The 24275-nt window shown below is 56.7% G+C and carries 23 protein-coding genes and 3 pseudogenes; 18 read left to right on the top strand and 8 right to left on the bottom strand.

Going from position 1 to position 24275, the window contains the following annotated elements:
• Positions 1–267 precede the first annotated feature (267 nt).
• The gene (gene cynR, locus ACSQ36_RS46300; RefSeq protein WP_436187513.1) at positions 268–1137 is read right to left on the bottom strand and encodes a transcriptional regulator CynR; all 870 of its coding nucleotides are present in this window, start codon (positions 1135–1137) and stop codon (positions 268–270) included.
• Between the two features lie 227 nt (positions 1138–1364).
• Here cynR and ACSQ36_RS46295 point away from each other — a divergent pair, with 227 nt between their 5' ends.
• The 7 genes from ACSQ36_RS46295 (at position 1365) to ACSQ36_RS46265 (ending at position 7968) form a co-directional block, all read left to right on the top strand.
• The gene (locus ACSQ36_RS46295) at positions 1365–2336 is read left to right on the top strand and encodes a Bug family tripartite tricarboxylate transporter substrate binding protein (RefSeq protein WP_436187512.1); all 972 of its coding nucleotides are present in this window, start codon (positions 1365–1367) and stop codon (positions 2334–2336) included.
• Between the two features lie 43 nt (positions 2337–2379).
• Entirely contained in the window at positions 2380–2811 is a 432-nt protein-coding gene (locus ACSQ36_RS46290) for a GlcG/HbpS family heme-binding protein (RefSeq protein WP_436187511.1), read from the top strand.
• A gap of 55 nt (positions 2812–2866) precedes the next feature.
• The gene (locus ACSQ36_RS46285) at positions 2867–3310 is read left to right on the top strand and encodes a cupin domain-containing protein (protein WP_436187510.1); all 444 of its coding nucleotides are present in this window, start codon (positions 2867–2869) and stop codon (positions 3308–3310) included.
• 51 nt (positions 3311–3361) lie between these two features.
• The gene (locus ACSQ36_RS46280) at positions 3362–4258 is read left to right on the top strand and encodes an NAD(P)-dependent oxidoreductase (RefSeq protein WP_436187509.1); all 897 of its coding nucleotides are present in this window, start codon (positions 3362–3364) and stop codon (positions 4256–4258) included.
• A 70-nt stretch (positions 4259–4328) separates the two neighbouring features.
• Positions 4329–4799 (top strand): tripartite tricarboxylate transporter TctB family protein, encoded by a 471-nt coding sequence (locus ACSQ36_RS46275; RefSeq protein ID WP_436187508.1) that lies wholly within the window; start codon positions 4329–4331, stop codon positions 4797–4799.
• 3 nt (positions 4800–4802) lie between these two features.
• Positions 4803–6377 carry a tripartite tricarboxylate transporter permease gene (locus ACSQ36_RS46270; RefSeq protein ID WP_436187507.1) on the top strand — a complete coding sequence of 525 codons (1575 nt, stop codon included), beginning with the start codon at positions 4803–4805 and terminating at the stop codon, positions 6375–6377.
• A 133-nt stretch (positions 6378–6510) separates the two neighbouring features.
• Positions 6511–7968, top strand: a complete 1458-nt coding sequence (locus ACSQ36_RS46265) for an MFS transporter (protein ID WP_436187506.1) — start codon at positions 6511–6513, stop codon at positions 7966–7968.
• Between the two features lie 117 nt (positions 7969–8085).
• On the opposite strand, the gene ACSQ36_RS46260 is transcribed toward ACSQ36_RS46265, so the two are convergent.
• Together ACSQ36_RS46260 and ACSQ36_RS46255 are read right to left on the bottom strand one after the other, a co-directional pair.
• Entirely contained in the window at positions 8086–9252 is a 1167-nt protein-coding gene (locus ACSQ36_RS46260) for a porin (protein ID WP_436187505.1), read from the bottom strand.
• Between the two features lie 261 nt (positions 9253–9513).
• Positions 9514–10416 (bottom strand): alpha/beta hydrolase, encoded by a 903-nt coding sequence (locus ACSQ36_RS46255; protein ID WP_436187504.1) that lies wholly within the window; start codon positions 10414–10416, stop codon positions 9514–9516.
• Between the two features lie 163 nt (positions 10417–10579).
• Here ACSQ36_RS46255 and ACSQ36_RS46250 point away from each other — a divergent pair, with 163 nt between their 5' ends.
• From ACSQ36_RS46250 to ACSQ36_RS46240, 3 genes are all read left to right on the top strand, one after another.
• Positions 10580–11482 carry a LysR family transcriptional regulator gene (locus tag ACSQ36_RS46250; protein WP_436187503.1) on the top strand — a complete coding sequence of 301 codons (903 nt, stop codon included), beginning with the start codon at positions 10580–10582 and terminating at the stop codon, positions 11480–11482.
• Positions 11483–11551: 69 nt separating this feature from the next.
• Complete coding sequence (locus ACSQ36_RS46245) at positions 11552–12097, top strand: helix-turn-helix domain-containing protein (protein WP_436187515.1); 546 nt, start codon at positions 11552–11554, stop codon at positions 12095–12097.
• The gene (locus ACSQ36_RS46240) at positions 12025–12609 is read left to right on the top strand and encodes an IS630 family transposase (protein WP_436187514.1); all 585 of its coding nucleotides are present in this window, start codon (positions 12025–12027) and stop codon (positions 12607–12609) included. Before ACSQ36_RS46245 ends, ACSQ36_RS46240 begins: the two co-directional genes overlap by 73 nt.
• 325 nt (positions 12610–12934) lie before the next feature.
• On the opposite strand, the gene ACSQ36_RS46235 is transcribed toward ACSQ36_RS46240, so the two are convergent.
• From ACSQ36_RS46235 to ACSQ36_RS46225, 3 genes are all read right to left on the bottom strand, one after another.
• Positions 12935–13138 (bottom strand): hypothetical protein, encoded by a 204-nt coding sequence (locus ACSQ36_RS46235; RefSeq protein WP_436187502.1) that lies wholly within the window; start codon positions 13136–13138, stop codon positions 12935–12937.
• 78 nt (positions 13139–13216) lie between these two features.
• A complete protein-coding gene (locus ACSQ36_RS46230) occupies positions 13217–13447 on the bottom strand; it encodes a tyrosine-type recombinase/integrase (RefSeq protein WP_436187501.1) in 231 nt (76 codons plus the stop codon).
• Between the two features lie 76 nt (positions 13448–13523).
• Complete coding sequence (locus ACSQ36_RS46225) at positions 13524–14219, bottom strand: IS6 family transposase (protein WP_436187500.1); 696 nt, start codon at positions 14217–14219, stop codon at positions 13524–13526.
• A gap of 551 nt (positions 14220–14770) precedes the next feature.
• Here ACSQ36_RS46225 and ACSQ36_RS46220 point away from each other — a divergent pair.
• The 8 genes and pseudogenes from ACSQ36_RS46220 to ACSQ36_RS46185 all read left to right on the top strand — a co-directional run.
• Positions 14771–15970, top strand: coding sequence for a porin (locus ACSQ36_RS46220; protein WP_436187499.1), 1200 nt, complete (start codon positions 14771–14773; stop codon positions 15968–15970).
• 1446 nt (positions 15971–17416) lie between these two features.
• The gene (locus ACSQ36_RS46215; RefSeq protein WP_436187498.1) at positions 17417–18361 is read left to right on the top strand and encodes a helix-turn-helix domain-containing protein; all 945 of its coding nucleotides are present in this window, start codon (positions 17417–17419) and stop codon (positions 18359–18361) included.
• Between the two features lie 123 nt (positions 18362–18484).
• Positions 18485–19633 carry a lactonase family protein gene (locus ACSQ36_RS46210; RefSeq protein WP_436187497.1) on the top strand — a complete coding sequence of 383 codons (1149 nt, stop codon included), beginning with the start codon at positions 18485–18487 and terminating at the stop codon, positions 19631–19633.
• A 103-nt stretch (positions 19634–19736) separates the two neighbouring features.
• Complete coding sequence (locus ACSQ36_RS46205; protein ID WP_436187496.1) at positions 19737–20159, top strand: Rieske 2Fe-2S domain-containing protein; 423 nt, start codon at positions 19737–19739, stop codon at positions 20157–20159.
• A gap of 288 nt (positions 20160–20447) precedes the next feature.
• On the top strand, positions 20448–21083 hold the full coding sequence (locus ACSQ36_RS46200; RefSeq protein ID WP_436187495.1) for an O-methyltransferase: 636 nt from the start codon (positions 20448–20450) through the stop codon (positions 21081–21083).
• 210 nt (positions 21084–21293) lie between these two features.
• A pseudogene (locus ACSQ36_RS46195) lies at positions 21294–21550 on the top strand (ISNCY family transposase); the annotation flags it as partial.
• Positions 21551–21617: 67 nt separating this feature from the next.
• Positions 21618–22838: pseudogene (locus tag ACSQ36_RS46190) on the top strand (transposase).
• A 211-nt stretch (positions 22839–23049) separates the two neighbouring features.
• Positions 23050–23283: pseudogene (locus ACSQ36_RS46185) on the top strand (ISNCY family transposase); the annotation flags it as partial.
• Positions 23284–23472: 189 nt separating this feature from the next.
• Here ACSQ36_RS46185 and ACSQ36_RS46180 read toward each other — a convergent pair.
• Together ACSQ36_RS46180 and ACSQ36_RS46175 are read right to left on the bottom strand one after the other, a co-directional pair.
• Positions 23473–23877: a type II toxin-antitoxin system VapC family toxin gene (locus ACSQ36_RS46180; protein WP_436187494.1), complete on the bottom strand. Its 405-nt coding sequence runs from the start codon at positions 23875–23877 to the stop codon at positions 23473–23475.
• Positions 23874–24146: an antitoxin gene (locus ACSQ36_RS46175; RefSeq protein ID WP_436187493.1), complete on the bottom strand. Its 273-nt coding sequence runs from the start codon at positions 24144–24146 to the stop codon at positions 23874–23876. Before ACSQ36_RS46175 ends, ACSQ36_RS46180 begins: the two co-directional genes overlap by 4 nt.
• Positions 24147–24275: the final 129 nt, after the last annotated feature.

Genomic DNA, 24275 nt, shown 5'->3' with positions numbered 1-24275 from the left:
GCAGCACCCTCCGTCTGGAATGCTGTCCTCTTCAATCAATGAGGTATCCATATTTATAAGAAGCATCTCGGCTGAACCAGCTATTTGCACCAGAGCCATCAACCTCTTCATCGGGTCTCCATCGATGCGTCCGCTTCAGTCATCATATGTAGCACAGGATTTGTCGAAACGCATTCTGTTAAAAGCGATTAGGGTATCGAAGATGTCGATGACGTCAATGTGGCGGACAGATGGCACGAGTATGGCGTCAGTGACATTGATGCAAAATTAAAAACGTCCACGAATGGTCTCTATCAGCGCGCGTACCGCAGCTGATAGATAGCTGTCGCGCCGCGTAAAGATTGCAACCGTATGCGTCACTGTCGGAGTCAGCGGAACCTGATGCAGCCCGGGCGTTTCGTGAATGAAATTCGCTGAGAGAATGGTCGCGAGATTGCTGTATCGCACGGTCGCGAGAATTGGCTCTATGGCGTTCATCTCCATCACAATATGCGGAGTAACACCGTTCGCAAACAACATGGCGTCGATCATCTTTCGGGAGTTGTACTCAGCCGTCAGCAAGATCAGTCCATGCTTGGTCAACGTACTTAGCGGCAAGCCCGGACAACCCACCAGCGGATGACGATCACCGACCAGGAGCGCAAGCGGTTCGCTAAATAACGGTTGAGCGTCAATCTGGTCAGTACCCGACGGCGCATAGGCCACGCCGAAGTTCAATTCACCATCCAGCAAGCGCTTTTCGATTTCACCGGAGCGCATGCGCAGCAGCGTGACCTTGATGCCAGGATAAGTAGAGTTGAAATCGCCCAGGATCTGCGGCAAGCGAAAGGTACCGAACGACGACAGCACACCCAGCGTCAGCTTCCCGTGCCGGAGATTGTTCAGTTCGTGCAACGCGTCCATTCCGGAGTCAACTTCTTGCAGCGCGCGTTTCGCATAGCCCGTGAAAACTTCGCCGGCCGTCGTCAGCTTGACAATGCGGCCCACGCGATCGAACAGGGGCATGCCGAGTTGATCCTCAATCTGCTTGATCTGGTGCGATAGCGTAGGCTGCGTAATGTGTAGGACATCCGCAGCCCGCGTAAAACTCTCCGACTGCGCAGCCGCCAGAAAATAACGTAAATGCCGCAACTCCATCTTCGGGTCTCCCGCTTGAGCGTGCCTTTCAGACTGCTTATTTTTGCGCAATTCAGTTGTCGCGCCATCGACACTATAGGGCGATTGATAGATGACATCTATGCATTTTATCGATTTAAAACATTTGTAGGGGTTCATTCGGCGCGTTAGTTTATGACCTGCGCGCACCATCAACGCCCCGGCGAGCAACCGGTGCGACGCCATAAAAAAATAAATCAGGAGATTGTATGAAAACGCTGTTTGTAATGGCCGTTGGAGTCTGGCTGATGGCGCTTGGCGCCGTGTCCCAAGCCGAAGATGCGTATCCCCAACAATCGATTCGACTGCTCGTTCCCGCTGAACCGGGAGGTGCTGCCGACTTTATCGCGCGTCTGATCAGTCCAGTGTTATCCGCGAATCTGGGTCAGGCCGTCGTGGTGGAAAACAAATCAGGAGCGTCCGGCACGATTGCAGGAAACCTGGTGGCCAAGTCGAAGCCCAATGGCTACACACTGCTGATGGCGCAGAACACCAGCATTGTCATTGCCCCGCATATTTACAAGCACCTGCCTTACAACACGCTAAAAGACCTCGCGCCGGTGACGCTCGTCATCAGCGTGCCAAACATCCTGGTCGTGAATCCCAATGTCCCGGCGAAGACGGTGAATGAATTCATCGCGTTGGCTAAAGCCAAGCCGGGCACATTCAGCTTCGGGTCTGCGGGGATCGGCTCTCCGAGTCATATAGCGGGCGAAATGTTCGACAAGGACGCCGGCGTGCAAATGCTGCACGTACCTTACCAAGGCTCCGCACCGGCCGTCACCGCGCTCCTCGGTAACCAGATTCCCGTGATGTTCGCGCCCATCACCGCCGTGCTGCCGCTCATCAAGGCAAACCAGTTGCGTGCATTGGGCGTGACGACGGCGGGACGGTTGCCCTCGCTTCCCAACGTTCCGACCATCGCGGAGTCCGGTGTGCCCGGCTTCGATATCGGTTCGTGGTTTGGCCTGTTCGCCCCCGCGAATACGCCGCCGGACGTTATCGCGCGCCTGAATCGCGCAGTGGCCGAAGCACTGAAGGATCCGCGCGTCAGTGCTGCAATCGCGAAGATGGCTTCGGCACCGGTGGGCAATTCATCGGCGGCATTTGCTGCACTGGTACACACCGAAGATCAGCAATACGCCGATCTCCTCAAGAAAATCGGGCCTCAACTGCGATGAGCCCGGATGGTTTTTGTTTTTCACTCTAACGGGAAATATCGTCATGTCTTCTCCAACTCTGAAGCAAGCCAACGCGATCATTGAAGGTGTGCTTAGCGCTCGCCGGGACGCCAAGATCAAGCCGCTTGCAGTCGTGGTGCTCGATGCGAGCGGCAACGTCGTCGCGGCGCAACGCGAAGATAACGCCAGTATGTTCCGCATGGACATTGCGCTCGGGAAGGCGTGGGGTGCAGCCGCGATGGGCTGTTCGAGCCGCGCCCTTGGCAACCGCGCAAAAGACAATCCGGCGTTTTTCACCACACTCGCAGCCACCGCGAAAGGACGCTTCCTGCCACAGACCGGCGCGGTGCTGCTGCTCGGCGATGACGGCGCGATCCTCGGCGCGGTGGGCGCGAGCGGCGGCACCGGCGAAGAGGACGAAGCGTGCTGCATCAAGGGCATCGAAGTGGCGGGCATGAAGACCCAGGCAGTTTGAGACCCCAAGACCGGCTGACATGCAGCCGGCAAACATTATCCGAAGGACGGACCCCATGAACACGACGACGAAGAACAAGGGCGCGGTCAAGGCCGGCGAAGGCAAGTATATTTTTGCGCTAAAGGAGCTGGCAGGGATGGATGCGGGCATCGGCTATTCAACCGCTTTCGGCCCTGTAATAGAAGGTGAGCGCATGCAGGTTGGCCTGATAAACAAGACGCGCGGGACGGGCGCCAAGCCGCATACCCATCCGAATGAGCAATGGAACTACATCGTGCAGGGCACCTTGCGCGTACGGGTCGGCAATGAGCCGGAGCTGTTATGCGGACCGGGCACGCTGCTGTATTTCCCCGCGAATATCGTCCATTCGACGGTTGCGACAACCGATGAGGACGTCGTTTTCCTGACGGTGAAGGACTTGTCGCACGGCATTCACGGCGCGGCGGTCGACGGCACCACGGACGGCGGCTATTTCGAACCTGGTCACGCTCCAGAATAAGCGTCCGTTATTTTATCGGGCGACACCTCGCATGCAGAACAGGACAAGACGATGGCTGACATCAGGAAGATCGGTTTTATCGGGATCGGCAACATGGGTTCGCCGATGGCCGGACAACTCGCCCGCAAAGGCTTTGCACTGACTGTATTTGACGTGAATGTGCCTAACGCCACTGCGTTCGCGAACGAGTATGGGGCGCGGGTAGCAGGATCGGCCGCGCAAGCGGGTGAAGGTGCGGACGCTGTGATCTTCATGCTTCCGGACGAGCGCGTGGTGCGCCACGTGTTGTTCGAAGAAGGTCTTGCGCAGGCTATGCCGCAAGGCGCGATTGCCATCGACATGGGGACGTCGGCGCCGGCGTCGACGCGCAAGACGGGCGCCGAGCTGGCAGAGCGCGGCATAGGGTATGTCGACGCGCCAGTGATGGGCGGCGTGGTGTTCGCTCGCGACGCCAGCCTCGACATCATGGCCGCCGGTGACACAGGGCAGATTGAACGCTGCCGCCCGATGTTCGCTGCAATGGGCCGCAAGCTCTGGCTGTGCGGCGAACTCGGCAGCGCCCATGTGCTGAAGGCAATGACCAACTACATCAACGCGTGCACGTTCATCAACACGCTCGAAGCAATGGTCATCGGTCGTAAATTCGGTCTCGACTCCGCGCTCATGGCCGAGGCAATAGACGCAATGTGCAACGGCCGCCAGCATCCGGTGGTAAAGAAAGTGATGCCCCACGTGCTGACGCGCAAATACGGCACGGGCATGGCCATGCAACTCATTGCAAAGGACGTGAAGATTGCGGTGGATGCCGCGCAAAGCGTGGGTGCTGCAGTACCGCTTGGCGAGCTTACGGCGCAACTTTGGCATGCTGCCAGCGAGCAGCTTGGCGGAACCCGCGACCACTCTGAAATTGTCCGCTACTGGGAAAACCAGACCGGCGCGGAACTTTAGCTTAGCCGGCTTTTTAATGGCGGCCGCGATGCTGGCTCGCACGCGTGCCGCGCGGAGGAGACACAACAAGATGATCATCAATCACCGGTTCAACCGGTATCACAAGGACTATTACGGCGGCGCGCTGATGATCGTGATCGGCCTCGGCGCGGTTGCGTGCGGAACCGATTATCAGATTGGATCGCTGCGGCAGATGGGTCCGGGCTTTTTCCCCGTCGCAGTCGGGGTGTTGCTCGCGCTGGTTGGGGGCGCCATTGCGCTGCAGGCGTCGCGCTCAGTGTCCGTCGATAAAAAGGATGCGCTCCCTGCCGAATGGCGCGGATGGCTATGCATTGCGTCAGCACTGGTCGCGTTCGTCATTATCGGCGAGCACGGCGGCTTGCTGCCGGCGACTTTCGCGGTGGCGTTCATTGCTGCACTCGGTGACCGGAAGAACCGCCTGAAAGACGCGCTGGTGCTCGCGCTCGCGCTGATGCTGGTAAGCGTCGTCGTGTTCTGGTGGGCGCTCAAGGTGCAGTTTCCACTACTGCAGTGGGGGTGAGACATGTTGCAGTCCCTGTTTGATCTTCGGCATGGGTTTGCCATAGCGCTTGATCCTCACAACCTGATGTGGTCGTTCGTGGGCGTGCTGATTGGCAATTTGATTGGCGTGTTGCCCGGCATGGGGGCGTTGTCTGCTATTTCCATCCTGTTGCCGCTGACCTACGCCATGCATCCGGTACCCGCGATCCTGATGCTCGCAGGGATATTTTATGGCTCGCAATACGGCGGGGCCATTGGCGCGATCCTGCTGAACCTGCCATGCCATCCGCCGCATGCCGTCACCTGCCTCGACGGTTATCCGATGACCCAGCAAGGCAAGGGCGGCATCGCGCTCGGCATCACGATGATCTGCTCGTTTTTTGCGGCGTCGGTGGGGATCATCGTGATGATTGTCGCGTCGCCGTTACTGGTCAGTATTGCGTTCAAGTTTGGACCGGCGGAAATTTTTTCCATCATGCTGCTCGGCTTGTTATGCGGCGGCACGATGTCGCGGGGCTCCGCACTCAAAGGCGTCGCCATGACACTGGTCGGCCTGCTTATCGGCATGGTCGGTACCGACGTCAGCAGCGGTGAAATGCGCTTCACGTTCGGCATGCCGGAGTTGTCTGAAAAGATTCAGTTGGTAGCGCTCGCGTTGGGCTTGTTCGGCGTCACGGAGTTCTTGCGCAGCGTGAACCGGATCCAGGTCGTTGGCGGCGGCAAAACCTCGGTCCGGTTGCGCGACATGTTTCCGGGCAAGGCGGATCTTAAGCGCGCCTTCATGCCGATGCTCCGCGGCACGATGATTGGCACGCTGTTCGGCTGCATGCCCGGAACGGGTCCAACGATCACGACCTTCATTGCCTACGCGTTCGAACGCAAGGTGTCGAAGACGCCAGACCGGTTCGGCACCGGCATGATTGAAGGCGTTGCAGCGCCCGAAGCTGCTTCGCATTCGAAAGCGCAAGTGGATTTCGTGCCGACCATGAGCCTGGGCATACCTGGCGATGCGGTAATGGCCTTGATCCTGGGCGCATTGTTGATACAAGGTATTCAGCCAGGGCCGCAACTGATCACGGAACACGCAGATTTGTTCTGGGGACTAATCGCCAGTTTCTGGATCGGCAACGTGCTGCTCATTGTGTTGAACGTGCCATTGATCGGTATCTGGGTGAAGCTGCTGCGAGTGCCTTATCGCTTCCTGTTTCCGTCCGCATTGTTCTTTATTGCGGTAGGGGTCTACAGCGTCAATAACAGCCTTTTCGAGGTGGGTGAGGTGCTGGCGTTTGGTTTGATCGGCGCCGTGTTTAGTGCGCTCGAATTCTCGGTGGCGCCGATCCTGCTCGGCTACGTCTTGGGCCCGATGATCGAAGTCAATTTCCGGCGCGCATTGCTGCTTTCTCACGGTGACCTGATGGTCTTCCTGCAACACGCGATTAGTTGCGCATTCCTGGCTCTATGCACGACGGTGATCGTCGTGCAGGTATTTTTCCAGTGGCGCGGGACTCGGCGTCCGCGCCGTCCCGTTGAAGCAACCGGATCGACCTCCGCGATAAAGGCCGAAATAAACAAGATCGTGCCCGAAGAAGCGAGTTAGCGGGCGGTCAACCGCCCTTGATCAATGCTTTCATGACTATGGCTCCCGCGACATATCAAAAATCTCGCGGGAATCGATTAATATGGATTGCGAATCAAAATGTAATCCAGACCATTAGAAAAACGAGACACTCATGCCGAACCGGGACTTGATGAGCGTTTATGCGGAGTCGCGGCCGACGCGCCGTTACTACGGCGCTTACGCGATCTTTTGCACTGGATACACACTCGATACCTTTGACTTCTATGTGGTCGGTTTTTTGCTTGCGGTGCTGGGACCGGCCTGGCATCTGACCTATGGTCAATCCGGCCTGATCCTTCTGAGTGCCGGGGCCGGCTCATTTGCCGGTGCGTTGTTCTGCGGCGGACTGGCAGATGCCTTCGGACGGAAGGCGGTACTCGTGCCGAGTACGGTTTTATGCGGGGTGGGGGCGGCATCGGTCGCGCTGGTGTCGGACCATGCGTGGGAAATGTTTGCGCTCCTGCGGTTTATGGTTGGCTTCGGGCTGGCAGGTGTCGCAACCACGCAAATGGTATTGCTGGTGGAGACCACGCCGCTTCATTACCGGACCCGCCTGGTTGGCTTTCCGCACGTGGCGGCCTCGCTGGGCGCTTTGATCGCGTCAATCTCCGCCGCGTCCATGCTCAATGTGTTGGGCTGGCGCGGCGTTGCAACACTGGGACTGATCCCGCTGCTGATCGTCGTGGCGCTGACCATGCTGGTCATCCCCGAGTCGGCGCAATGGCTCATCAGCAAAGGGCGTTTCGCCAAGGCACGCCGTTCGATTGCAGCGCTTATGCGAGTGCCGGCAGAGTCGCTGCCGCTCGATGCGAGGCTGCCTGCCTCCATCGCCCCGAGTGCGAAGTTCCGCGAGTTGCTTGCCTATCCGTGGCTCCTGGCGCTCGTGGTCGTGGCGTGGGCGGGTCTCAGCACCGCGGGTTTCGGTGTCTATCTGTGGGGGCCGACTATCACGGCGGCGCTGCTGCACATCACGCCAAGCGAAGCCGCACATTATTTCGTCATGGTCGCAAGCGCGGGAGTACTCGGACGCGTTTTGTTCTCACTGTTGCCCATCTGGATCGGCCGCAAAAGTGCGGGGGCGATCTTCGGGTTCGGTATTGCCGCGACCATGATGGCCGCTGCCTTCACAGCACATCAGACTCTATTCGGCATACCGTCGTTTATTGTCTGTATCGTCATCGGTGCATTGTTTTTCGATGGCGGATATTGCATCGTCGGACCTTACACGGTCGAGATCTTTCCCACCCAAATGGCGGGTCGGGCGATGGGCCTCGGTCAAGCGGCGAACGGCGTCGGCAAGGTCGCCGGCCCGCTGGTTCTGGCGATGATCGCCGGATCGGGCAACGTGCTGTCTCCGCATGCGACCGTCGCAGCGGTGTTGCCTTCGTTCCTATTCCTGGCCGCGTGCGGTCTTGCGGTCGGGATCGGCTTCGCATTCTTTGCGCCGCAAGACGTGTCCGAGAAAGCGATGCGGGTTGCCAGGAACGGTGGACAGGTCCATGAAAAATCAGCGCAACCGGCCGCTCCGCAGCCCCGTGCCGAGACGGAGCCGCAAGCGCCTCGGCCGTAGTGCGGGGTAATTCCGCGCGGATCTTCTGGTTTCAAGAAAACGGCTCTAAAAAAACCATGCCGCGCCAAGAGGGCGCGGCATGTCGTTATGCTCTTCTGGCGCGTCCCATCGTACCCGTCAGAATCTCACCCGCAGACCCACGCGTCCAACAAACTGATTGTTTGATCCGGCGGACGCAGCGACGAAAGTCGATGATGAACCAATCGACGCTTGCACAGGAACCATCACGCCTTTGACCAAGTTGCTTCCCGATGCTTTTTGATAGATGGCAAGCAAGTAAATGTCCGTACGCTTGGACAGGGAGTAATCAAGCGCGCTATTAATCTGGTTCCACCTTCCACTAAATCCGCCGCTGAGTCTGGTGTACGCATCGTCGAGCGTCGCTTGCAAGGCAGGCGTGATGAACCAGGTCGCACCGAGCTCGCCGTCCTGGACCGTAGACTGCGTGCCAGCGACAGGTTGCAGATGTGTATCCGTGTAATTGCCAAACACGTTGACAGGACCGATCTTGTAACTTGCGCCCACGCCAAAGGTATTGGTCTTGCGCAATCCGTTTGTATCGATGTTAGCGATCGTTACCGGATAAGCCGGCGCCGCGGCGGTAGGAAAGTTGATCGCCGTATAGGCAATGCCCATTGCAAACGGGCCGTTTGAATAACCCGAACCAAAGCTATAGGTACTCGATGACCCGGCGCTTACCGGGGTCGTGGTAGGCACAGATCCCTGGAACGTACCGGCCTGATTGGAAAACGCGTACATTGCGCCGAACCGGAAGCCGCCAAAGTTCGCACTGGACAGCTTCACCGCGTTGTTCACCCGGCTCGACGTGAACATGTCCAAGTCGTTTGGATGGAAGCCATAGTTGCCGACTGCACTTTGCCCGCCCGCCGAGAAGTCGTTACCGACAAAGGTTTGTGAAAGCACATACTGACGCCCGAAAGTGATTGCGCCGACACCCTCCTTGCTCAACCCGACAAACGCCTGGCGTCCAAACAAGTCTCCACCTTGGCCCAATGCGCCATTACTTGCATTGAAGCCGTTTTCCAGCGTGAACACCGCCTTCAGGCCGCCGCCGAGATCCTCTTGTCCACGCATGCCCCATCGATCTCCGCCATCTACACCACTGCCATAAAACACCTTGCTTTTAGGCCCCGCGGTGGTCCCGACATGGTTCGCGTACGACACGCCTTCGTCGAGCCAACCGTACATGGTCACGCTGCTTTGCGCATGCGCGACGGCGCTGAAAACCGAGAGCGCTGCAGCCCCGATTAGAGTCCGTTTCATTTTGTCTCCTTCTTTTTTCAGTTTTTATTTCTACGATACTGCTGCGGTATTGCTCCTGTTCACTGCTTAGGTAAAAGTGTTGCGGATAGTGCGCTTCTTGAGAACCTGAAAGCACAATGCGATCGCGAGTGGATGCACTGCCACGCGGAAAGCGTGACAGTGAATGGGACGACCATGAGAGAAGGCGTATAGCTAAGCGACTGTTGATACGAATGCCAGATTACACGTGCCGTTATGCGGCTGAGCGCCGCAGTAAAAGGTTCAAGCCGTTTCCAACGGCATTTCCAAAAACGACTTGAGGGCATGGAAAAACTTCTTCCGATGAACGCCCATCATGGGGTTATGCGCAATGCCTGCGATCGCGATGAATTGCTTGTCGCGAGTCGGCAGATGAGCAAAGAATTCGAGAAGATCCGGCTCGGCGGCAATGCCGTCGAACTCGCCACGTACGATCATCACGGGGCATTGGATCATGGCGGGATCGACCAGCGGCAGATTCACGCACATGTCCACATAAGTTCCGGTAGGCACCTCGCTGACAAGCGGCAGTTCGGCGGCTGCAATTGATTCGGCCACAATATCTTCGCTCGTACCGGGCTTGTCGCGATTGAACATGCCTTGGTAGAAAGCGAGATCAACATTGCGCCGTGGGCTCGCCGAATACTCGGGCAACTTCTTGCGCCGCTGTTCGAGCGTCGGTGAACCCGCCCCGGTATAAACCAGCGCCGACAGTCCGAGCCGTCTCACCTTGTCAGGATTCTTCGACGTGAACAATGACGCCCGCAGCGCGCCCGATGACGTTCCGAACATCAACACGTCATGCACGCCGGTGGTTTCAAGTACGAAGGGGACAGCAAGCTGCAAGTCGTCGGCACCCGACTGCACGCCGGAGTTCGACCCTTCAGTCCAGCCAGAGCGTCCGTAGCCATCATGATCCATGGTCCAGACGTCATAACCCAGCGCAGCAAAGTGATCCATGACGGAATAGTCCTCTCGTCCCGGGACCTGCAGGTCATAGGTGTTGCGACCCGAAACGGTCGAGCCGTGAACCAGAAACAGAACCGGCAGCGGCGCTTCGCCTGCTACGGGTTCAGCCGCACGTTTGCGGTACACATATAGACGGATGTCTCCTTTTTTGACGTAATATTCAGCATTCCAGGTCATGTCGCGTCCTTCAATTGCCTCGACCGCGAGGCGGTCGAGGCCTATATCAAGTTAAGGGCTAGATGCAGTGAGGCATGAGTGGGATTATCGTCAAACAGTGACATCGATTAAATGGCTTTTCGTGAAAAGTCCTTTCACCAAAGCTGACCGGGAATCACACCTCATGCGCGACCTGAACGCGATGGCGACATTTGTGGCCGTTGTCAATTCCAAGAGTTTTTCGCTTGCGGCAGAACGATGCGGCATTTCCAAAGCGTTAGCGACCAAGCATATCCAGGAATTGGAGACGTCGCTGGGCATCAAGCTCCTGCACCGAACGACACGCAAGTTGGGATTAACGCAAGCCGGTGAGCGTTTCTACGAACGTTGCACGCGCGTTATTTCTGATGCCGAGGACGCGATCCGTGATCTCGAGGACAGCACGCACGGTGCGCACGGCCTGATTCGTGTGAGCACAGCCATTTCATTTGGGCGCATACACCTGCTGCCGGCAATCGCGGATTTTCTCCGCGACAACCCGTCAGTGCAAGTCGATGTATCGCTATCGGAACATTTCGGTGACCTGATCTCCGGCGGGGCGGACATTGTCGTGCGCATGGCCGACGAACCGCATTTGAGTAATCTGGTCGCCCGCAAACTTGCAACTGTCAACTATGTCGTGGTCGCTTCGCCGGCCTATTGCGCAGCGCACGGTCCCGTCACTACGCCGACGGATTTGCTGCGCCTTAATTGCATGACTTACACAGGCGCGGCCAACCGTGAATGGCGCTTGTCGGGACCGGACGGCGATCACGCGCTCAAAGCCACGGGCAATTACCGGGCGAACAATGGCGATGGCATCGTCGAAGCGGCACTGGCCGGGGTCGGCGTGGGAATTGTGCCGAGGTTTATAGCAAGCACACATCTGGAATCCGGCAAGCTGATGCGGCTACTACAGGATTATGTCGTGCCCACTGGCACGCTCTACGCTGTTTTTCTCCCCGACCCGAATCTTCCCGAGCGCATCCGGACATTTGTGCGGTTTCTGAGCGATCGATTCGGGCCCGTGCCGTATTGGGACAAGTAAAGGGGAATAATTCCATTTACTATTCGATAGTGTAATAATAAGCACACCTTCCATGTAGAGGTGCGCGCGATGGTTCGTCAAGCGACAGGCGGTGAGGTTCTTGAACGTGCAAAGAAACTCATTGTCGAGGCCAGAACGGTGGATGAGTTGCGGCAAGCTCAAGCGGTACTGTTGCCGCTCGAATTCGGTCTAACGCTCGCGCAGACTGCGCAAGCGATTGGCGTATCGGTCGGCTGGGCCTGTCAGTTGCGCCGGCGCTTCATCCTGGCTGACGGGATGCCCGAAGTCGACCGCCCCAAGCCGGGCGGTCGACGCCGCGAGAATATGACGCGGGAAGAAGAAGCGAGCTTTCTTGCGCCCTTTTTCGAGAAGGCTAAGGTGGGCGGCATCCTCGTGGTCGGAGAGATCAAGCGGGCGCTGGATGAACGGCTGGGACGCAAAGTTGCCTTGGCGTCTGCCTACAACCTGCTACACTGTCATGGCTGGCGCAAGCTGGCACCCGACAAGCGACACCCCAAAGCTGATGTGGCCGCCCAGGAAGCCTGGAAAAAAAACTCCCCGACGTCCTCCTCGAAATCGACCGCGCGTGGCCGGGCCAAGGGCCGATCCGGCTGATGTTTCAGGACGAAGCGCGCTTCGGTCGCATCTCCGATACGCGGCGTTGCTGGTGCCCCAAACCGGTTCGTCCGTTGTGTCAGGCCATGGTGACGCAGGAGTACACCTACGCTTATGCGGCCGTCTCGGTGACCGATGGCGTGCTCGACTCGTTGATCCTGCCGCACGTCAACGGCGCCTGCATGCAGCTGTTTCTCGATGAGGTCTGCGCGCGCCATCCCGACGAGCGCATCGTGATGGTTCTCGACGGTGCCGGGTGGCATCAGAGTGCTTCGCTCAAGCTGGCGCACAACCTGCGCCTGCTCACACTTCCGCCGTACTCGCCCGAGCTTAATCCCGTTGAACATCTCTGGGACGATCTGCGCGAAAAGTCCTTTCACAACCGCGTCTTCGAGAGTATCGATGCGCTCCAACACCATCTGTGCGACTCGCTTCGCCACCTTGAACTGGATCACCGACGGGTTCATTCCATCGTCGCGTGGCCGTGGATCATTGATTCACTATTGAATTAGAAATGGAATTAGAGAGATACCCGACGTTTCTGCGGGACTAGATATCGACGATTTTTCGCAGTAAAGCGTAGGAAACAGGCCAGTGACCCTCGCTGTGATTGACGGCAATGGATGCAGTTTTAGAATTTAGCCTGACAATGATGCCAACGCGCTCGCTTAGGTGCTTGTCGGTGAAGCTGACTGTGTCGCCGATGAAAAGCTCTTCACGCTGCGTCCTCGGTGGTGATGCCGGTTCGACGAGGTCCGGGCCACTCGCGCTGTCCGGAATGATCGCCGCGTAGAGCACGCCCCACCGGCGTCGAGTTACGGTGTCTTGAACCACGGCCTATGTCTGGCGGAGTTCAACGATGGTGCCTTGTGCCGGCGGCTCAAGCGGGTTGTCGCCAATGTAGTCGACGGCCATCCCCAGATACAGGCGTTGACGTATTTCGAGAATACGCCGGGGGTCATCAAGCATTTTGCCGATTGCAAGATAGAGGCGATATAGCTCGGCGCTAGGCGCCTGCCGAAGCGAATCTAGAATGTCCATTGTGTAGAGGTGCTCTGACGGGCGAACAGTGAAAGTTCGTGCACGCGATTGACGGGATACGACAGCTTAATCATCTTGCTACCAATCGAGTCTCAAACCGGCCTCTGCTGCACGATGCCGATCATCGTCGTCCGCATGCAGGTATTGGCTGGTGGTCGAGATCGATTCATGCCCCAGGTTGTCCCGGACGTATCGCAGATCGACTTGGCCATCCATCATGCGAGAGCCTGTCGTGTGACGCAACCAATGGGCAGACGCCTGGCGCAGCCGATCTGCGGCGCGCTCATGCGCTTCGCCCGTCGATTGCAAGTGCCCGATCGCATTATCGAAGGTTCTGTCGCAATAAGGATGGATAGGCGAGCAAAGGCGATATGGTAAGTAATGCTTATTTGGCTAATGAGTAAAACTGCTCGGCGGGAGTTTGGCCGCCGCCTTTCATTTGCCCCTTCTTGATCATGTGCATGAGCTCGATGCCGCCAAGCAGGATGCGTGCACACCGAAAAGTCTTGAATCCGAGCATCGGTCGAGTGCGTCGCTTGATTGCTCGGTGATCCTGTTCGACAATGTTGTTCAGATACTTGTTCTGGCGGATCTTGATCGGCTTATCGCGCGAAGCGTTCAGCGCCTCAAGTGCGGCCAGATTTGAACCACTTTTGTCGATTGTGATCGTCTCAGGCTCGCCGTTTTGATCAATCGATTTCTCGAAATAACGTTGCGCGGCGGCCTTGTCACGGTGGGCTCGAAGCAGGAAATCGACTGTTGCTCCAGCCTTGTCCACTGCTCGATACAAGTACTTCCACTGTCCTTTGACCTTGATATACGTCTCATCGACACGCCAGCTTCTGCCTACCGCTCGCTTGCGGCGACGGAGCGCTTTCTCAAAAACGGGCAGCAGTCTAATCGCCCAACGGTGCACCGTCGAATGATCGACCTCGATGCCGCGCTCCGCCATCATCCCTTCCAGGTTTCGCACACTCAGCCCATAAGCGACATACCAGCGCACGCACATCAGCATCACATCAAACGGATAGTGAAGGCGTTTAAACACACGCGCCAACGCCGGCGTCAGGCTCTGTTTCATCGCAGCACGCAGTTCGTTTTCTTCCCGCCAATCATAACGCACCGTCTTATTGCGACAGAACCGACACATGGCTCCAACACCTATACGCTCAGACCGAGACTGCGTTCTAGTCGGACGCGCGCGCCCTGGCGAAACATACTCGCAAATCCGCACCGTGTTTCTCACAACCTCCGCGCTGAAGATCTTCGCGTGCTCGTTTTGCCACGGATAAATCGTGCGGCGAGCTGCGCAGCCTGCGCTCGGCTCGCCGGGGGAGCCTAGTTTACCCGAGTCCGGTTGCAAATGAAAAAGTGCCATTCAATCTAAGTTTTATCCATAGACCCGGCGCCATCCGCGCAATTAACCTTGCCATAGGATGTTCGATATGCTCCGCATCTGAACCGACACCGAGCACGCGAAAAATATAATCAATCAAAGGAGATCAGATTCAGCAGGGAAGCAACTCAGGGCCATTAGCTTGCGCCGCCGTTGCGGGACTTCGATCTGACAGACAATCAGTCGACTAGCCGCCAAGATCAGGCGCGCCTCCCGTAAGACTGTGGGATACCCGGATGCATCAGCATTTCGGTCACTTATCGTATCGAATTATTATTAGCTATACTAATGAAACGAGCACTTATAAAAGCATCGGCATTCCGATGCGGATAAAACGGAGATCCAGCATGAGAAGGTCTATCATTCTCGGATTCGGCGCAAGCTTGGCCTGCGCGTCCGCCTCCCCCGTGTTCGCGCAGTCAACGGTCACCCTCTATGGCGTGCTCGACAATGGCTTCGTCTATCAGAGTTCGAGTGGCAACAATTCGTCCATCCGCGCGGTCCCCGGCGGACTTTTTTCGACCCGCTATGGCTTTAAGGGCAGTGAGGATGTCGGTGGCGGCCTCCACGTCAATTTCCAGTTGGAGCAAGCCTTTTCTGGTCAGACCGGTGCGGCGACGAACTCGTCCGATGCCTTCAATCGTTTAGCGTATGTCGGCCTGTCTGGCGGTTTCGGCGAAGTCCGCTTCGGCTTGCAGAACTCGCCGCAGTACGACATCTTGCAGGCAGCCATGGATCCGTCCTGGGTTAAAAGCATCGCGTCGCCAATGAATAATTTCAACGGCTTGATCATCCGTGCGAACAATGGTTTCTCCTACTACACCCCCACGTTTGGCGGGCTGACTGCCAAATTCATGGTGGCGTTGCGCGATTCGTCGACGACCGGGTCGGGTAACGGCATAGGGTTTTATAACGCCGTCGTCCAGTACGTTAACGGACCGTTGAACGTGGCGGCAGGCTACGAACGGGGAGACGAACCCGGCGTCGGAGCGGGTGGCAGCTATACGCTGGCGGGCGGTGCCGCCGCGGGTCCTGGCGCGGTATTTAGCGTCTTCAACGCGGGGGCCTCGTATGCGATTGGTGACAACCGCATCTGGCTGGCCTATCACACGGAGAAGCTGACCAATACGCCGAAATACATGCAGCACGACGTCTACCAGATATCGGACTCGTATCAGTTCGGACCAGCTGCTTTACTTTCGGTGATGTACGGTTATCTTTACGACCGCACGGGAAAGGGCAACAACGCACAGCAACTGGGCCTGCTCTTCGAGTACGCCCTCTCCAAATCGACCGAGCTCTATACAGCGGCCGGCTTCATCCAGAACCGGAATCAGGCGCAATACACGCTCTCCGGCACCGCCTATTCGGGCCTTGCGATCACGCCCGGCACCGACACGCGCGGCATCGGTGTCGGCCTCGTGCACAAGTTCTGAGGTCGCAGCAGAAACCACGGCCGGCCTTTTCCAAAAACGTCGTCCGAGCATTCAAGATGCTTCCGAGGTCAACTATCGGGAGTCTGGAATCGGAGGATTGACCGAGCTTCCTCCGACTGACATAAACGCCTGGGGACGGCGTCTCACCTTAAGAGCTGCCGTAGACGTCGCACCCGTATTTAGCTTCGGCCTTGGCAGGCGACACCAGGCTTCGCCACGGTTGAATCCAGCATGACGAGCCATCACAATTCCGCCGATTCTCGCCAAAGCTCAATCATCCGGATGAACGGGTTTGATGGCGAAGCGCAAGCGGGGTCCGTTACTGGAGAGATTGGCGAGGGCGGGCATGTCGGTTGGTCGCCTTTCCTGAACACGCCGTTTTACGTACCGCTTCTACTTCGTAACGAGCGATCAACGCCTGGGAGCGTTAAGACGACGACCAAGCCCGGCAACGGCTTGCAATTTTCACGCTCGAGTCAAGGACTTAAACGGCCCGTTTCTCTCGCTGCTGGTTATGAGCAGGCAGACAATGCGGCCGGAAAGTCGATACGCAAGCTTTTCAATGCGGGGATCAGTCGGGCTCGGAGCTGCGCTTCTTTCTGGCTTACCATACGGGACATCAAACTGCCGATAGCGTGAAACGCAACGTGTACGTTATCTCAGGCGGGTATTCCCCCACGCCGTCCAGTCAGCTAGCGATTATGTATGACCACGCCAACGATCGACAGGGTAAAGGGAATAATTCGAGCAAGTCGAGTTGACCTATTCGTACACTCTTTCGACGCGAACGCCTATGTACTGCTCAGCGGCTTCTCTGCAGAACCGAAATCGAGCGGCTTTTACCCTCAACGGCACGCGCAATACAGGTCTGGCGGTGGCGCCGCGCATTGATTCGCGCGGCGTGATTGTCGGGATCGTGCATCGGTTTTGATGTTGTTGACGTTACATGACATGTGCCCATGTGGGGTAAATAGCAGGGTGCGAAGCGGATGAAGATATGGAAAAATAGAGCTGATCTTAAGTAGGCACTTTGCGTGCCTACTTGATCTTAGCCCTTGATTACCAAAACGACGAACGTCGAGGCCTTATTCCTCAAGCCATGTCTTTAAAGCGAATCGTGATCCTAGTTTGGAACGTCGTCGATGTCATTGAAGGGGAGGCGATGACAACTCTTCGCGCGAGCGGCCGCCAGCTTAAGATGCGTGGATCGCACGATGGCGAAACTTGATGACCGCCGCGGCGCGAAATTCCTTGCAAGTAAGCGTTTTCGCACCTCTTCGCACTATAAAGGGCGTCGCCAATCGAGGTGGGAACATTATCGGCCCTACGAGCGCTAATCCGGAGAAGCTTCGAGCGTGTGATCGTCGCGGTTCAGGCTGAACGCGAGTTCGCTGCCGTTTGCGATCGCAGATAAAACGAGAGCCATGCTCAGCATGATCTTTACTTATGACCCATTTTTCCTCTGCGAAGATTCGCCCCAAGCCCGACACCAAGGGAAATCTCACGACCGTTCCGAAGGTCCGCTTGTACGTTGAGCAGCCAGAATCGACCGATTGGTTTGTACACGTTGGACATGTTACGGAGCGGGGGCGCTGGCGTACTGAGGCTCACGCGCATCCGGCTTATGGCCAAGTAATCTTTATTTGTAAAGGACGCGGTGTGATGAACCTGGAAGGCAGCGACGTGCCCTTCGAGGGGCCATGTGCGTTGCTGCTGCCCACCGACTGCGTTCACGGGCTCGACTACGAGCTCGATGCCGACCGATGGGTTGTTACGATCGAAGTTTCCTATCTGACGCAAGTCAACGGCAAATTCCATGAATTTATCGCGCTCTGGGCGATGCCTCGCGTCATTCCGCTTTCTCGAGTCGCCGGTTCCGAAACGGAATTTTACGGCTTGGTTCTTGGCCTGAAGCGGGAGGTTGAGTCCGATGACGTCGGTCATGTAGTCGGCGCCGAAGCCCTGCTAACGACACTCCTGCTCAGGCTCGTTCGCGCAGCAACTCTGCAAGAAACAAGAAGTGAAGGTGCGGTGCGAAACGACGTTCGTTTGGTCGAACGCTTTCGTAAGCTCATCGACGAGCACTTTCGGGAGAATCTGCCGTTACAGGATTACGCTTCGAAGATGGCGGTATCACCCGTGCAATTGCGCGCGGCCTGCGCATCCGCTGCGGAGCTGAGTCCTACAAAAATGATCCATGCACGGATCATCACCGAGGCAAAGCGGAACCTGATCTTCGGGGATATGTCGGTGGAACAAATTGCCTTTGAGCTTGGCTTTGCGGATGCCGCGTACTTCACGCGCTTTTTTCGCAAAGAAGTCGGCCAGGCCCCGAGTCAGTTTCGGGCTGCGGCGCGTCAGCAGCCCCAGCGTCAAAATTCACCCTCTTAGCGGGGAAGGATCGATTCAGCGGCAAAGTCCCGGCGAATCGAGCCTTTGTGCAGGGACGGACGACCGTCCGCCCCTTATGCTTGTCCGAACATTCATTCAGTTCGGACCATGAGCTATTCGACTATGAAGCAGTCCCGAGCCAGATTGGCGCTTGTCGTGCTGGCAGTGGCGATAGGATTATCGAACACTTTAAGTGCCGTCGCGACACAATCTGAGGCAACCACAGAATTAGTCTACGTCGGGACACAAGAGGGTTCAATTAACTGTCTGCGTATCAATACCGCGAGCGGCAAACTTACGATGCTTGGCCAATCTGCGTTAGCGTTAAGGCCAACATGGGTCACAGCGCATCCCCAGCTACCCGTGCTTTACGCGGTTGACGACGACAACGCCAGGGAAGGAAGCATCACCGCGTTCAACGTGGACCATGACACGGGTGCGCTTACCGAAATGAGCCGAGTCCCGACCGAAGGAACCGGTACAACAAACCTCTATTTCGACGTTCCTTCGGACACCTTACTGGCGGCCAACTACGGTAGCGGTTCTGTTTCCAGCATCGCGGTGAATCGCGACGGAAATGTCGATTCGGTCGTTTCGACGATCACGGAGTCAGGCTCGGGACCTAACCGGCGGCAGGCTAGCGCGCACGCCCACAACGCCATCGTCGACCCCTCGGGAAAGTATGTACTTGTTGCCGATCTCGGCGCCGACCGCGTTTTCGTCTATGGTCTGGATAGATCGACTCATAAGATTACGGCAATCGCCGAACCGCGGTCACATGCGTTCGTATCTTCTCCGGGCAGCGGTCCTCGTCATCTCGCCTTCGGTTCTGACGGCCGTTTCGTGTATCTCATTACCGAGCTTTCAGCAAACGTCATGGTCTTCCGCTGGGATGCGTCGCATGGCAGCTTGACGCTCGTGCAGACACTGCAGCTCAACAGTGTGGGATTCCACGGTGTGGGCAGCGGCGCCGAGATCGCGGTTAGCCACGACGGGCGTTTCGTGTACGCCGAGAATCGCGGCGAAAATGAGTTGGTCGTCTATCACGTCGACCCGGAATCGGGCGAGCTCTCCGAAATTCAGCGCGCGCGCGCGGGGGGCGATAAGCCTTGGGGATTAGCCATTGACGTCTCGGGCAAGTGGATGGTGGTTGCCAATCAGCGTAGCGGCAGTGTAAATGTGTTCGGCATCGACTCTGAGTCTGGAATGATTGTCAACACAGGACAGTCGATTGACATTCGTACCCCTGTTAGCATCGCTTTCGTTCGTTGAGTCATGCCGCCCGTTTTCCTGACGTTGAATGGAGTGCTGACATGAGTTCCGTTGAGCTTTGCTGCGCCGATGTGATAAACGGTGCGCCTGCAAGATAGCTTTCATGGACGGAGAGAATGCAAGGAAACACTTCGTGAAGAGTACGTCGAGCAGCGACAATAGGTGGAGTTTTGTCTGTTTCTGCAGAGACATCGCGCCTGAGACGGCGCGGGGGTATGTCGTCAAGGGAAATCGACTGGTCGTCTGGAGAGATGCGCAAGGGTACGTGCACGTCTGGAACGACCAATGCCCTCACCGCGGAGATCCATTGTCGAGCGGCGAGGTGAATGGCTGTTTGATTACCTGCTTGTCGCATGGGTGGAGATTCGACGTGGACGGACAACGGGTGCGTCAACTGAGTGAGATTTCGACCCATCATAAAGCGTCCTTCATCCGGGTTTATCGTTCAAAAGAACATGCTGAAGCAATATGGGTGTGGATCGAACCATCGCGCGTGCAGGTGACACATGTAACGCGAAATCCGTAGCACATGGACCCGTCCCGAATCAGGATCGCGATTGTGATATTAGTAGACGTTTCCACGGTACTGCGTTCGTCTGGAACCAGCTCGTCGTGCCGATGATTCATCGCTCAAGCGCACCATTCAATGCCCGACGGGCGATCCATTCGACAGTATGGGATGGGTCAGAAACAGTAAGGACTTTGAGGCTCCCTTAATGCTCAGGTCGAGCGACAATACTGTTTGCTCAGCAGCCACAATTCATTTGAATAGTTGTGAAGTTCGGATTTATGTCCGGCACTTGCGGGAGGCAACATGGACGATCAAATTCAGGCAGTACTCGACAGCTACCACGAGCGCATACGCGAAGAAAAACTTGATCGCGTGAAACGTCCTGAACTTCGTGATAGCCGTGGTAACGACCAACTGATGCGAGCGGTGGGACCGGAAACGGGCCGGCTGTTGAACATGCTCGCCAAATGTCTTAAAGCGCCGAATATTCTTGAGCTAGGCACATCGTTCGGCTACTCAGGCATTTGGCTAGCAGAAGCTGCACGGCACACCGGAGGTAAAGTCGTCACGATCGAGATGTACGACTATAAGTCAGCGTACGCACGCGATGCCGCTATCAACGCTGGCCTGGAACGTTACATCGAATTCAAGGTCGGTGACGCTTTGAAGATGATCGAATTACTTCCGCATGGACTGGACTTTGTTCTCCTAGATTTGTGGAAGGCTCTCTATGAGCCTTGCTTGGAAGCGTTCTACCCCAAGCTCAATCCCGGAGCGATCATCGTGGCCGATAACATGATTCGCCCGGGGGATGATGGGATACGCCGCTACGGGAGAGCGATAAGGGAAAAACCAGGGATCACCAGTATCCAATTGCCGGTGGGTAGTGGGCTGGAAATCAGCCGGTTTGATCCGGTAGCGGCCTACGGCGCCCCGTGACAATTGAAGGCTGCCGGGGCTTCATGTTCGGATCCAATTTTTAGTATCAAGGAAGAAAGGCATTGGTGTATGCACCGCTGGTAAGGTATACGAAATACTTTCACCAGCCCGTCGACAAGTCCGAGCGTTTGATAGATGAATTTCGACACAAGTGACCAGCGTCGACAATGTAGAGGCAAAGTAGTAGTGTCGTACTTTGGGTGCGGGTGAAGGCTGGGTTTGAGCCGACGCCAGGTCGAGTAGCTCGTGATCCGTTACTGCGACGAAGGCGCCGCTGGCCTCGTTTCGCGGCAGCGTGGTATGCGCAGCACTCACCAGTTGCCACAGACGGTGCTTGATCGGGCGCTCGGACTGATCCACGAGCGCTACGCGGATTTCGGGCCGATCTCGCGTGCGAGAAGCTGCATGAATGCCATGGACTGGGGCTGTCGAAGGAAATCGTGCGTCACCTGATGACGGACGCGGGTCCAGGTTGTGTCAAAACGCACGCTGATCGCCGAAACTGAAGCAACGCGTTCAGGTCGGAACGGGCACGTGAAACGATTTGTCGAAGGTGAAGACCTTAACAAGTTGTTTTGCTGCCCGAGTATCTTGAGGACTATATGTCCGACGACAATCCAGTTCGCGTAGTTGATGTCTTTTTTGATGAGCTTGATCTTCGCGGTCTAGGCTTTGACGAAACCGCACCTGCAGCTACGGGACGACCCTCCTGCCATCAATCCGTTCTGCTAAAGATTTGCATCTACGGTTATCTGAATCGAATTTGGTCGAGTCGGCGTCTGGAGTGTGAGACCCAGCGCAACGTCGAGCTTATGTGGCTTACAGGCCGCCTTTCGCCGGACTTTAAGACCGTCGCCGATTTCCGACGCAACAACGGCAAGACGATTCGCAATGTCTGCAGCGAGTTCATCGTGCTATGCCGGAACCTGGAACTTTTCTCAAAGTCGATAGTGGTCGTCGACGGTAGCAAGTTCAAAGCCGTCAATAATCGTGATCGAAACTTCAAGGCGCGCCTGCAGCAAATTGATTAGGGGCTACCGGCGGTCGGAAACGGGAATGGTTTGCTACAACGTTCAGACGGCGTTGGTGATGCGCATCATCTGATCGTAGCGCACGAGTCACCACCGTAGGCAACGACCGCGGTCATTACAAACATCGCCAGGTAGGCGCGTGGGGCTACAGGCATCAAGGAACTGACTGTTGATGCCGACCGGGGCTACTTCAAAAGCGGGGAACTGCTGCAATGCCATGAGGCCGGCATTACGACCTTCGTTCCCAACCGCTGACATCAGGAAAAAACGCTGAAGACTACTTCGGTAAGCAGGATTTTATTTACGTTGCCCGAGACGATAAGCATCTTTGTCCCGCCCAGCAACGGGTCAACTGTCGTTTCACGAACATCGCTATGGAATGACACTGCATTGCTATTCGAGCTCAGCCTGTTCTACCTGTGCCATCAGAAAACAATGCACATCGGGCAAACAGGCTCACCGGATAAAGCGTTGGGAACATGAGGCTGTCGTAGAGGAGATGCAAAAACGGCTCGATCAGAAGCTGGAGATGATGGGCATACGCCGACAGACCGTCGAGCATCCTTTCGATACGCTGAAATTCTGGATGGGCACGGCACACTTCCGAATGAAGGCACGCGAGCATGTCGGCACCGAGATGAGTCTTCACGTGCTCGCGGACAACCTCAAGCGCGTCATGGCAATCCTCGGCACCGGGACGGTGATGCAAAAGATGCTTGTCTAAGGCTAGGCTACCATCAGGCCGGCCGCTTTGCCGCGCGTTACCGCGCCTAAGAACCTCGTCCTCTCAAACAAAGATCAAGAAACCAGTAACCGTTGGACGGGCTCAAAAAGGCCGTCGGCGCGCGTCGAAGACCATGTGAAACCGTGGATGTGTCGGCGTCGCGTTTTTACACAACCTGGGTCGGTAGGTGCCGCGCAAACTGTGACCGCCGAAGGTCTATCAGCCGCGTGCACGACGGGCCTGCTTGGGCGAGCCGGTGCACATCGACGGCAGCGACCATCGCTGGTTTGAGGGCCGGGCGCCGGCCTGTACGCTGCTGGCGTATGGGGATGACGGTATCAGTCGGCTGATGACCCTGCACTTCACCGCGAGCGAATCGACCTTCAGCTACTTCGAGGCGACGCGCGCGTACCTGGAGCACTTCGGCAGGCCAGTCGCTCTCTACAAAGCGACTTTCGTCATTACTTGGTAAAGAAGTGATCGCAAGTTTGCGCGAATTCCGGTGAAGCGACATCTGTCGCCGCTCGCGGCATGACGCCGATTGAAACATTGAGCACATCGAGAAGTTAAGCGACGCTTAATGAGAGCCGCCCGTTCTCGATCGTCGCGTACTGACTCTTGCTGAAATCATCGGCTATCGGTCAAGCCAGTTTTCAACCACGAGGCCGCGAATGCGGCTGAACTCTCTAGTATTGTCGGTCACGAGTGTCAGCCCCAATGCATAGGCGTGAGCGCCGATTAAAAGGTCGTTTGCACCGATTGGTTGGCCGGCGATCTCTAAGTCCGCCCGGATGCCGCCGTAGTCTCTGTCGGCAGGAACTTCAAGCGACAGCACAGGAATTGTCGCTAGTAGGCTTTCTACCTTGGCCAGCAATTTGGCGGTACCCTTTTTAGCGCAACCATAGCGTAGTTCCGCTGCGACGACGATGCTCGTGCAAATCGCCTTAGGATCAATCTGCTCGATTCGGGTGGCCACTTGTCCGAACGGATTTCGGATCATGTCGCTGATGATGTTCGTGTCCAGCAGGTAGCCGCTCAAAACACGTCCTCCGGTCGAACATGTGAATCTTCAATATCCGGAAATTGATCATCGGGTCCGAGCGGCGGCTCCTGTCTCCATGCGTTCAGCAATTCGATGATGTTTGCGGGCGTCTTGACCGGCTCAATGATGAGCTTGTCGCCATCTCGATAGATCAGGACCCGATCACCCGGCAACTCGAACTCGACAGGGATGCGTATCGCCTGACTACGATTGTTACGAAACAGCTTGGCTTCCCTGGGGCGGACAGACGGCGATGGAACAGGCACGATGCACCTCCTTTGTATATGCAAATTGTATATGCCTAAAGGCGGGCCGTCAAGTTGGTCTCCGCTCATCGACTTGGTCGCCTGCACGCGGTCTGGGGCGGAGAAAACTGCAGCGCTTCATCGGTAACT

This window comes from Caballeronia sp. LjRoot34, assembly GCF_964253815.1.
Classification (GTDB): Bacteria; Pseudomonadota; Gammaproteobacteria; order Burkholderiales; family Burkholderiaceae; genus Caballeronia.
This window is presented reverse-complemented; position numbering and strand designations above follow the sequence as displayed.

Coding starts and splice junctions, on each gene's coding strand:
- cynR (WP_436187513.1), bottom strand. CDS start 1,137: ATGGAGTTGCGGCATTTACGTTATTTTCTGGCGGCTGCGCAGTCGGAG.
- ACSQ36_RS46295 (WP_436187512.1), top strand. CDS start 1,365: ATGAAAACGCTGTTTGTAATGGCCGTTGGAGTCTGGCTGATGGCGCTT.
- ACSQ36_RS46290 (WP_436187511.1), top strand. CDS start 2,380: ATGTCTTCTCCAACTCTGAAGCAAGCCAACGCGATCATTGAAGGTGTG.
- ACSQ36_RS46285 (WP_436187510.1), top strand. CDS start 2,867: ATGAACACGACGACGAAGAACAAGGGCGCGGTCAAGGCCGGCGAAGGC.
- ACSQ36_RS46280 (WP_436187509.1), top strand. CDS start 3,362: ATGGCTGACATCAGGAAGATCGGTTTTATCGGGATCGGCAACATGGGT.
- ACSQ36_RS46275 (WP_436187508.1), top strand. CDS start 4,329: ATGATCATCAATCACCGGTTCAACCGGTATCACAAGGACTATTACGGC.
- ACSQ36_RS46270 (WP_436187507.1), top strand. CDS start 4,803: ATGTTGCAGTCCCTGTTTGATCTTCGGCATGGGTTTGCCATAGCGCTT.
- ACSQ36_RS46265 (WP_436187506.1), top strand. CDS start 6,511: ATGCCGAACCGGGACTTGATGAGCGTTTATGCGGAGTCGCGGCCGACG.
- ACSQ36_RS46260 (WP_436187505.1), bottom strand. CDS start 9,252: ATGAAACGGACTCTAATCGGGGCTGCAGCGCTCTCGGTTTTCAGCGCC.
- ACSQ36_RS46255 (WP_436187504.1), bottom strand. CDS start 10,416: ATGACCTGGAATGCTGAATATTACGTCAAAAAAGGAGACATCCGTCTA.
- ACSQ36_RS46250 (WP_436187503.1), top strand. CDS start 10,580: ATGCGCGACCTGAACGCGATGGCGACATTTGTGGCCGTTGTCAATTCC.
- ACSQ36_RS46245 (WP_436187515.1), top strand. CDS start 11,552: ATGGTTCGTCAAGCGACAGGCGGTGAGGTTCTTGAACGTGCAAAGAAA.
- ACSQ36_RS46235 (WP_436187502.1), bottom strand. CDS start 13,138: ATGGACATTCTAGATTCGCTTCGGCAGGCGCCTAGCGCCGAGCTATAT.
- ACSQ36_RS46225 (WP_436187500.1), bottom strand. CDS start 14,219: ATGAAACAGAGCCTGACGCCGGCGTTGGCGCGTGTGTTTAAACGCCTT.
- ACSQ36_RS46220 (WP_436187499.1), top strand. CDS start 14,771: ATGCATCAGCATTTCGGTCACTTATCGTATCGAATTATTATTAGCTAT.
- ACSQ36_RS46215 (WP_436187498.1), top strand. CDS start 17,417: ATGACCCATTTTTCCTCTGCGAAGATTCGCCCCAAGCCCGACACCAAG.
- ACSQ36_RS46210 (WP_436187497.1), top strand. CDS start 18,485: ATGAAGCAGTCCCGAGCCAGATTGGCGCTTGTCGTGCTGGCAGTGGCG.
- ACSQ36_RS46205 (WP_436187496.1), top strand. CDS start 19,737: ATGGACGGAGAGAATGCAAGGAAACACTTCGTGAAGAGTACGTCGAGC.
- ACSQ36_RS46200 (WP_436187495.1), top strand. CDS start 20,448: ATGGACGATCAAATTCAGGCAGTACTCGACAGCTACCACGAGCGCATA.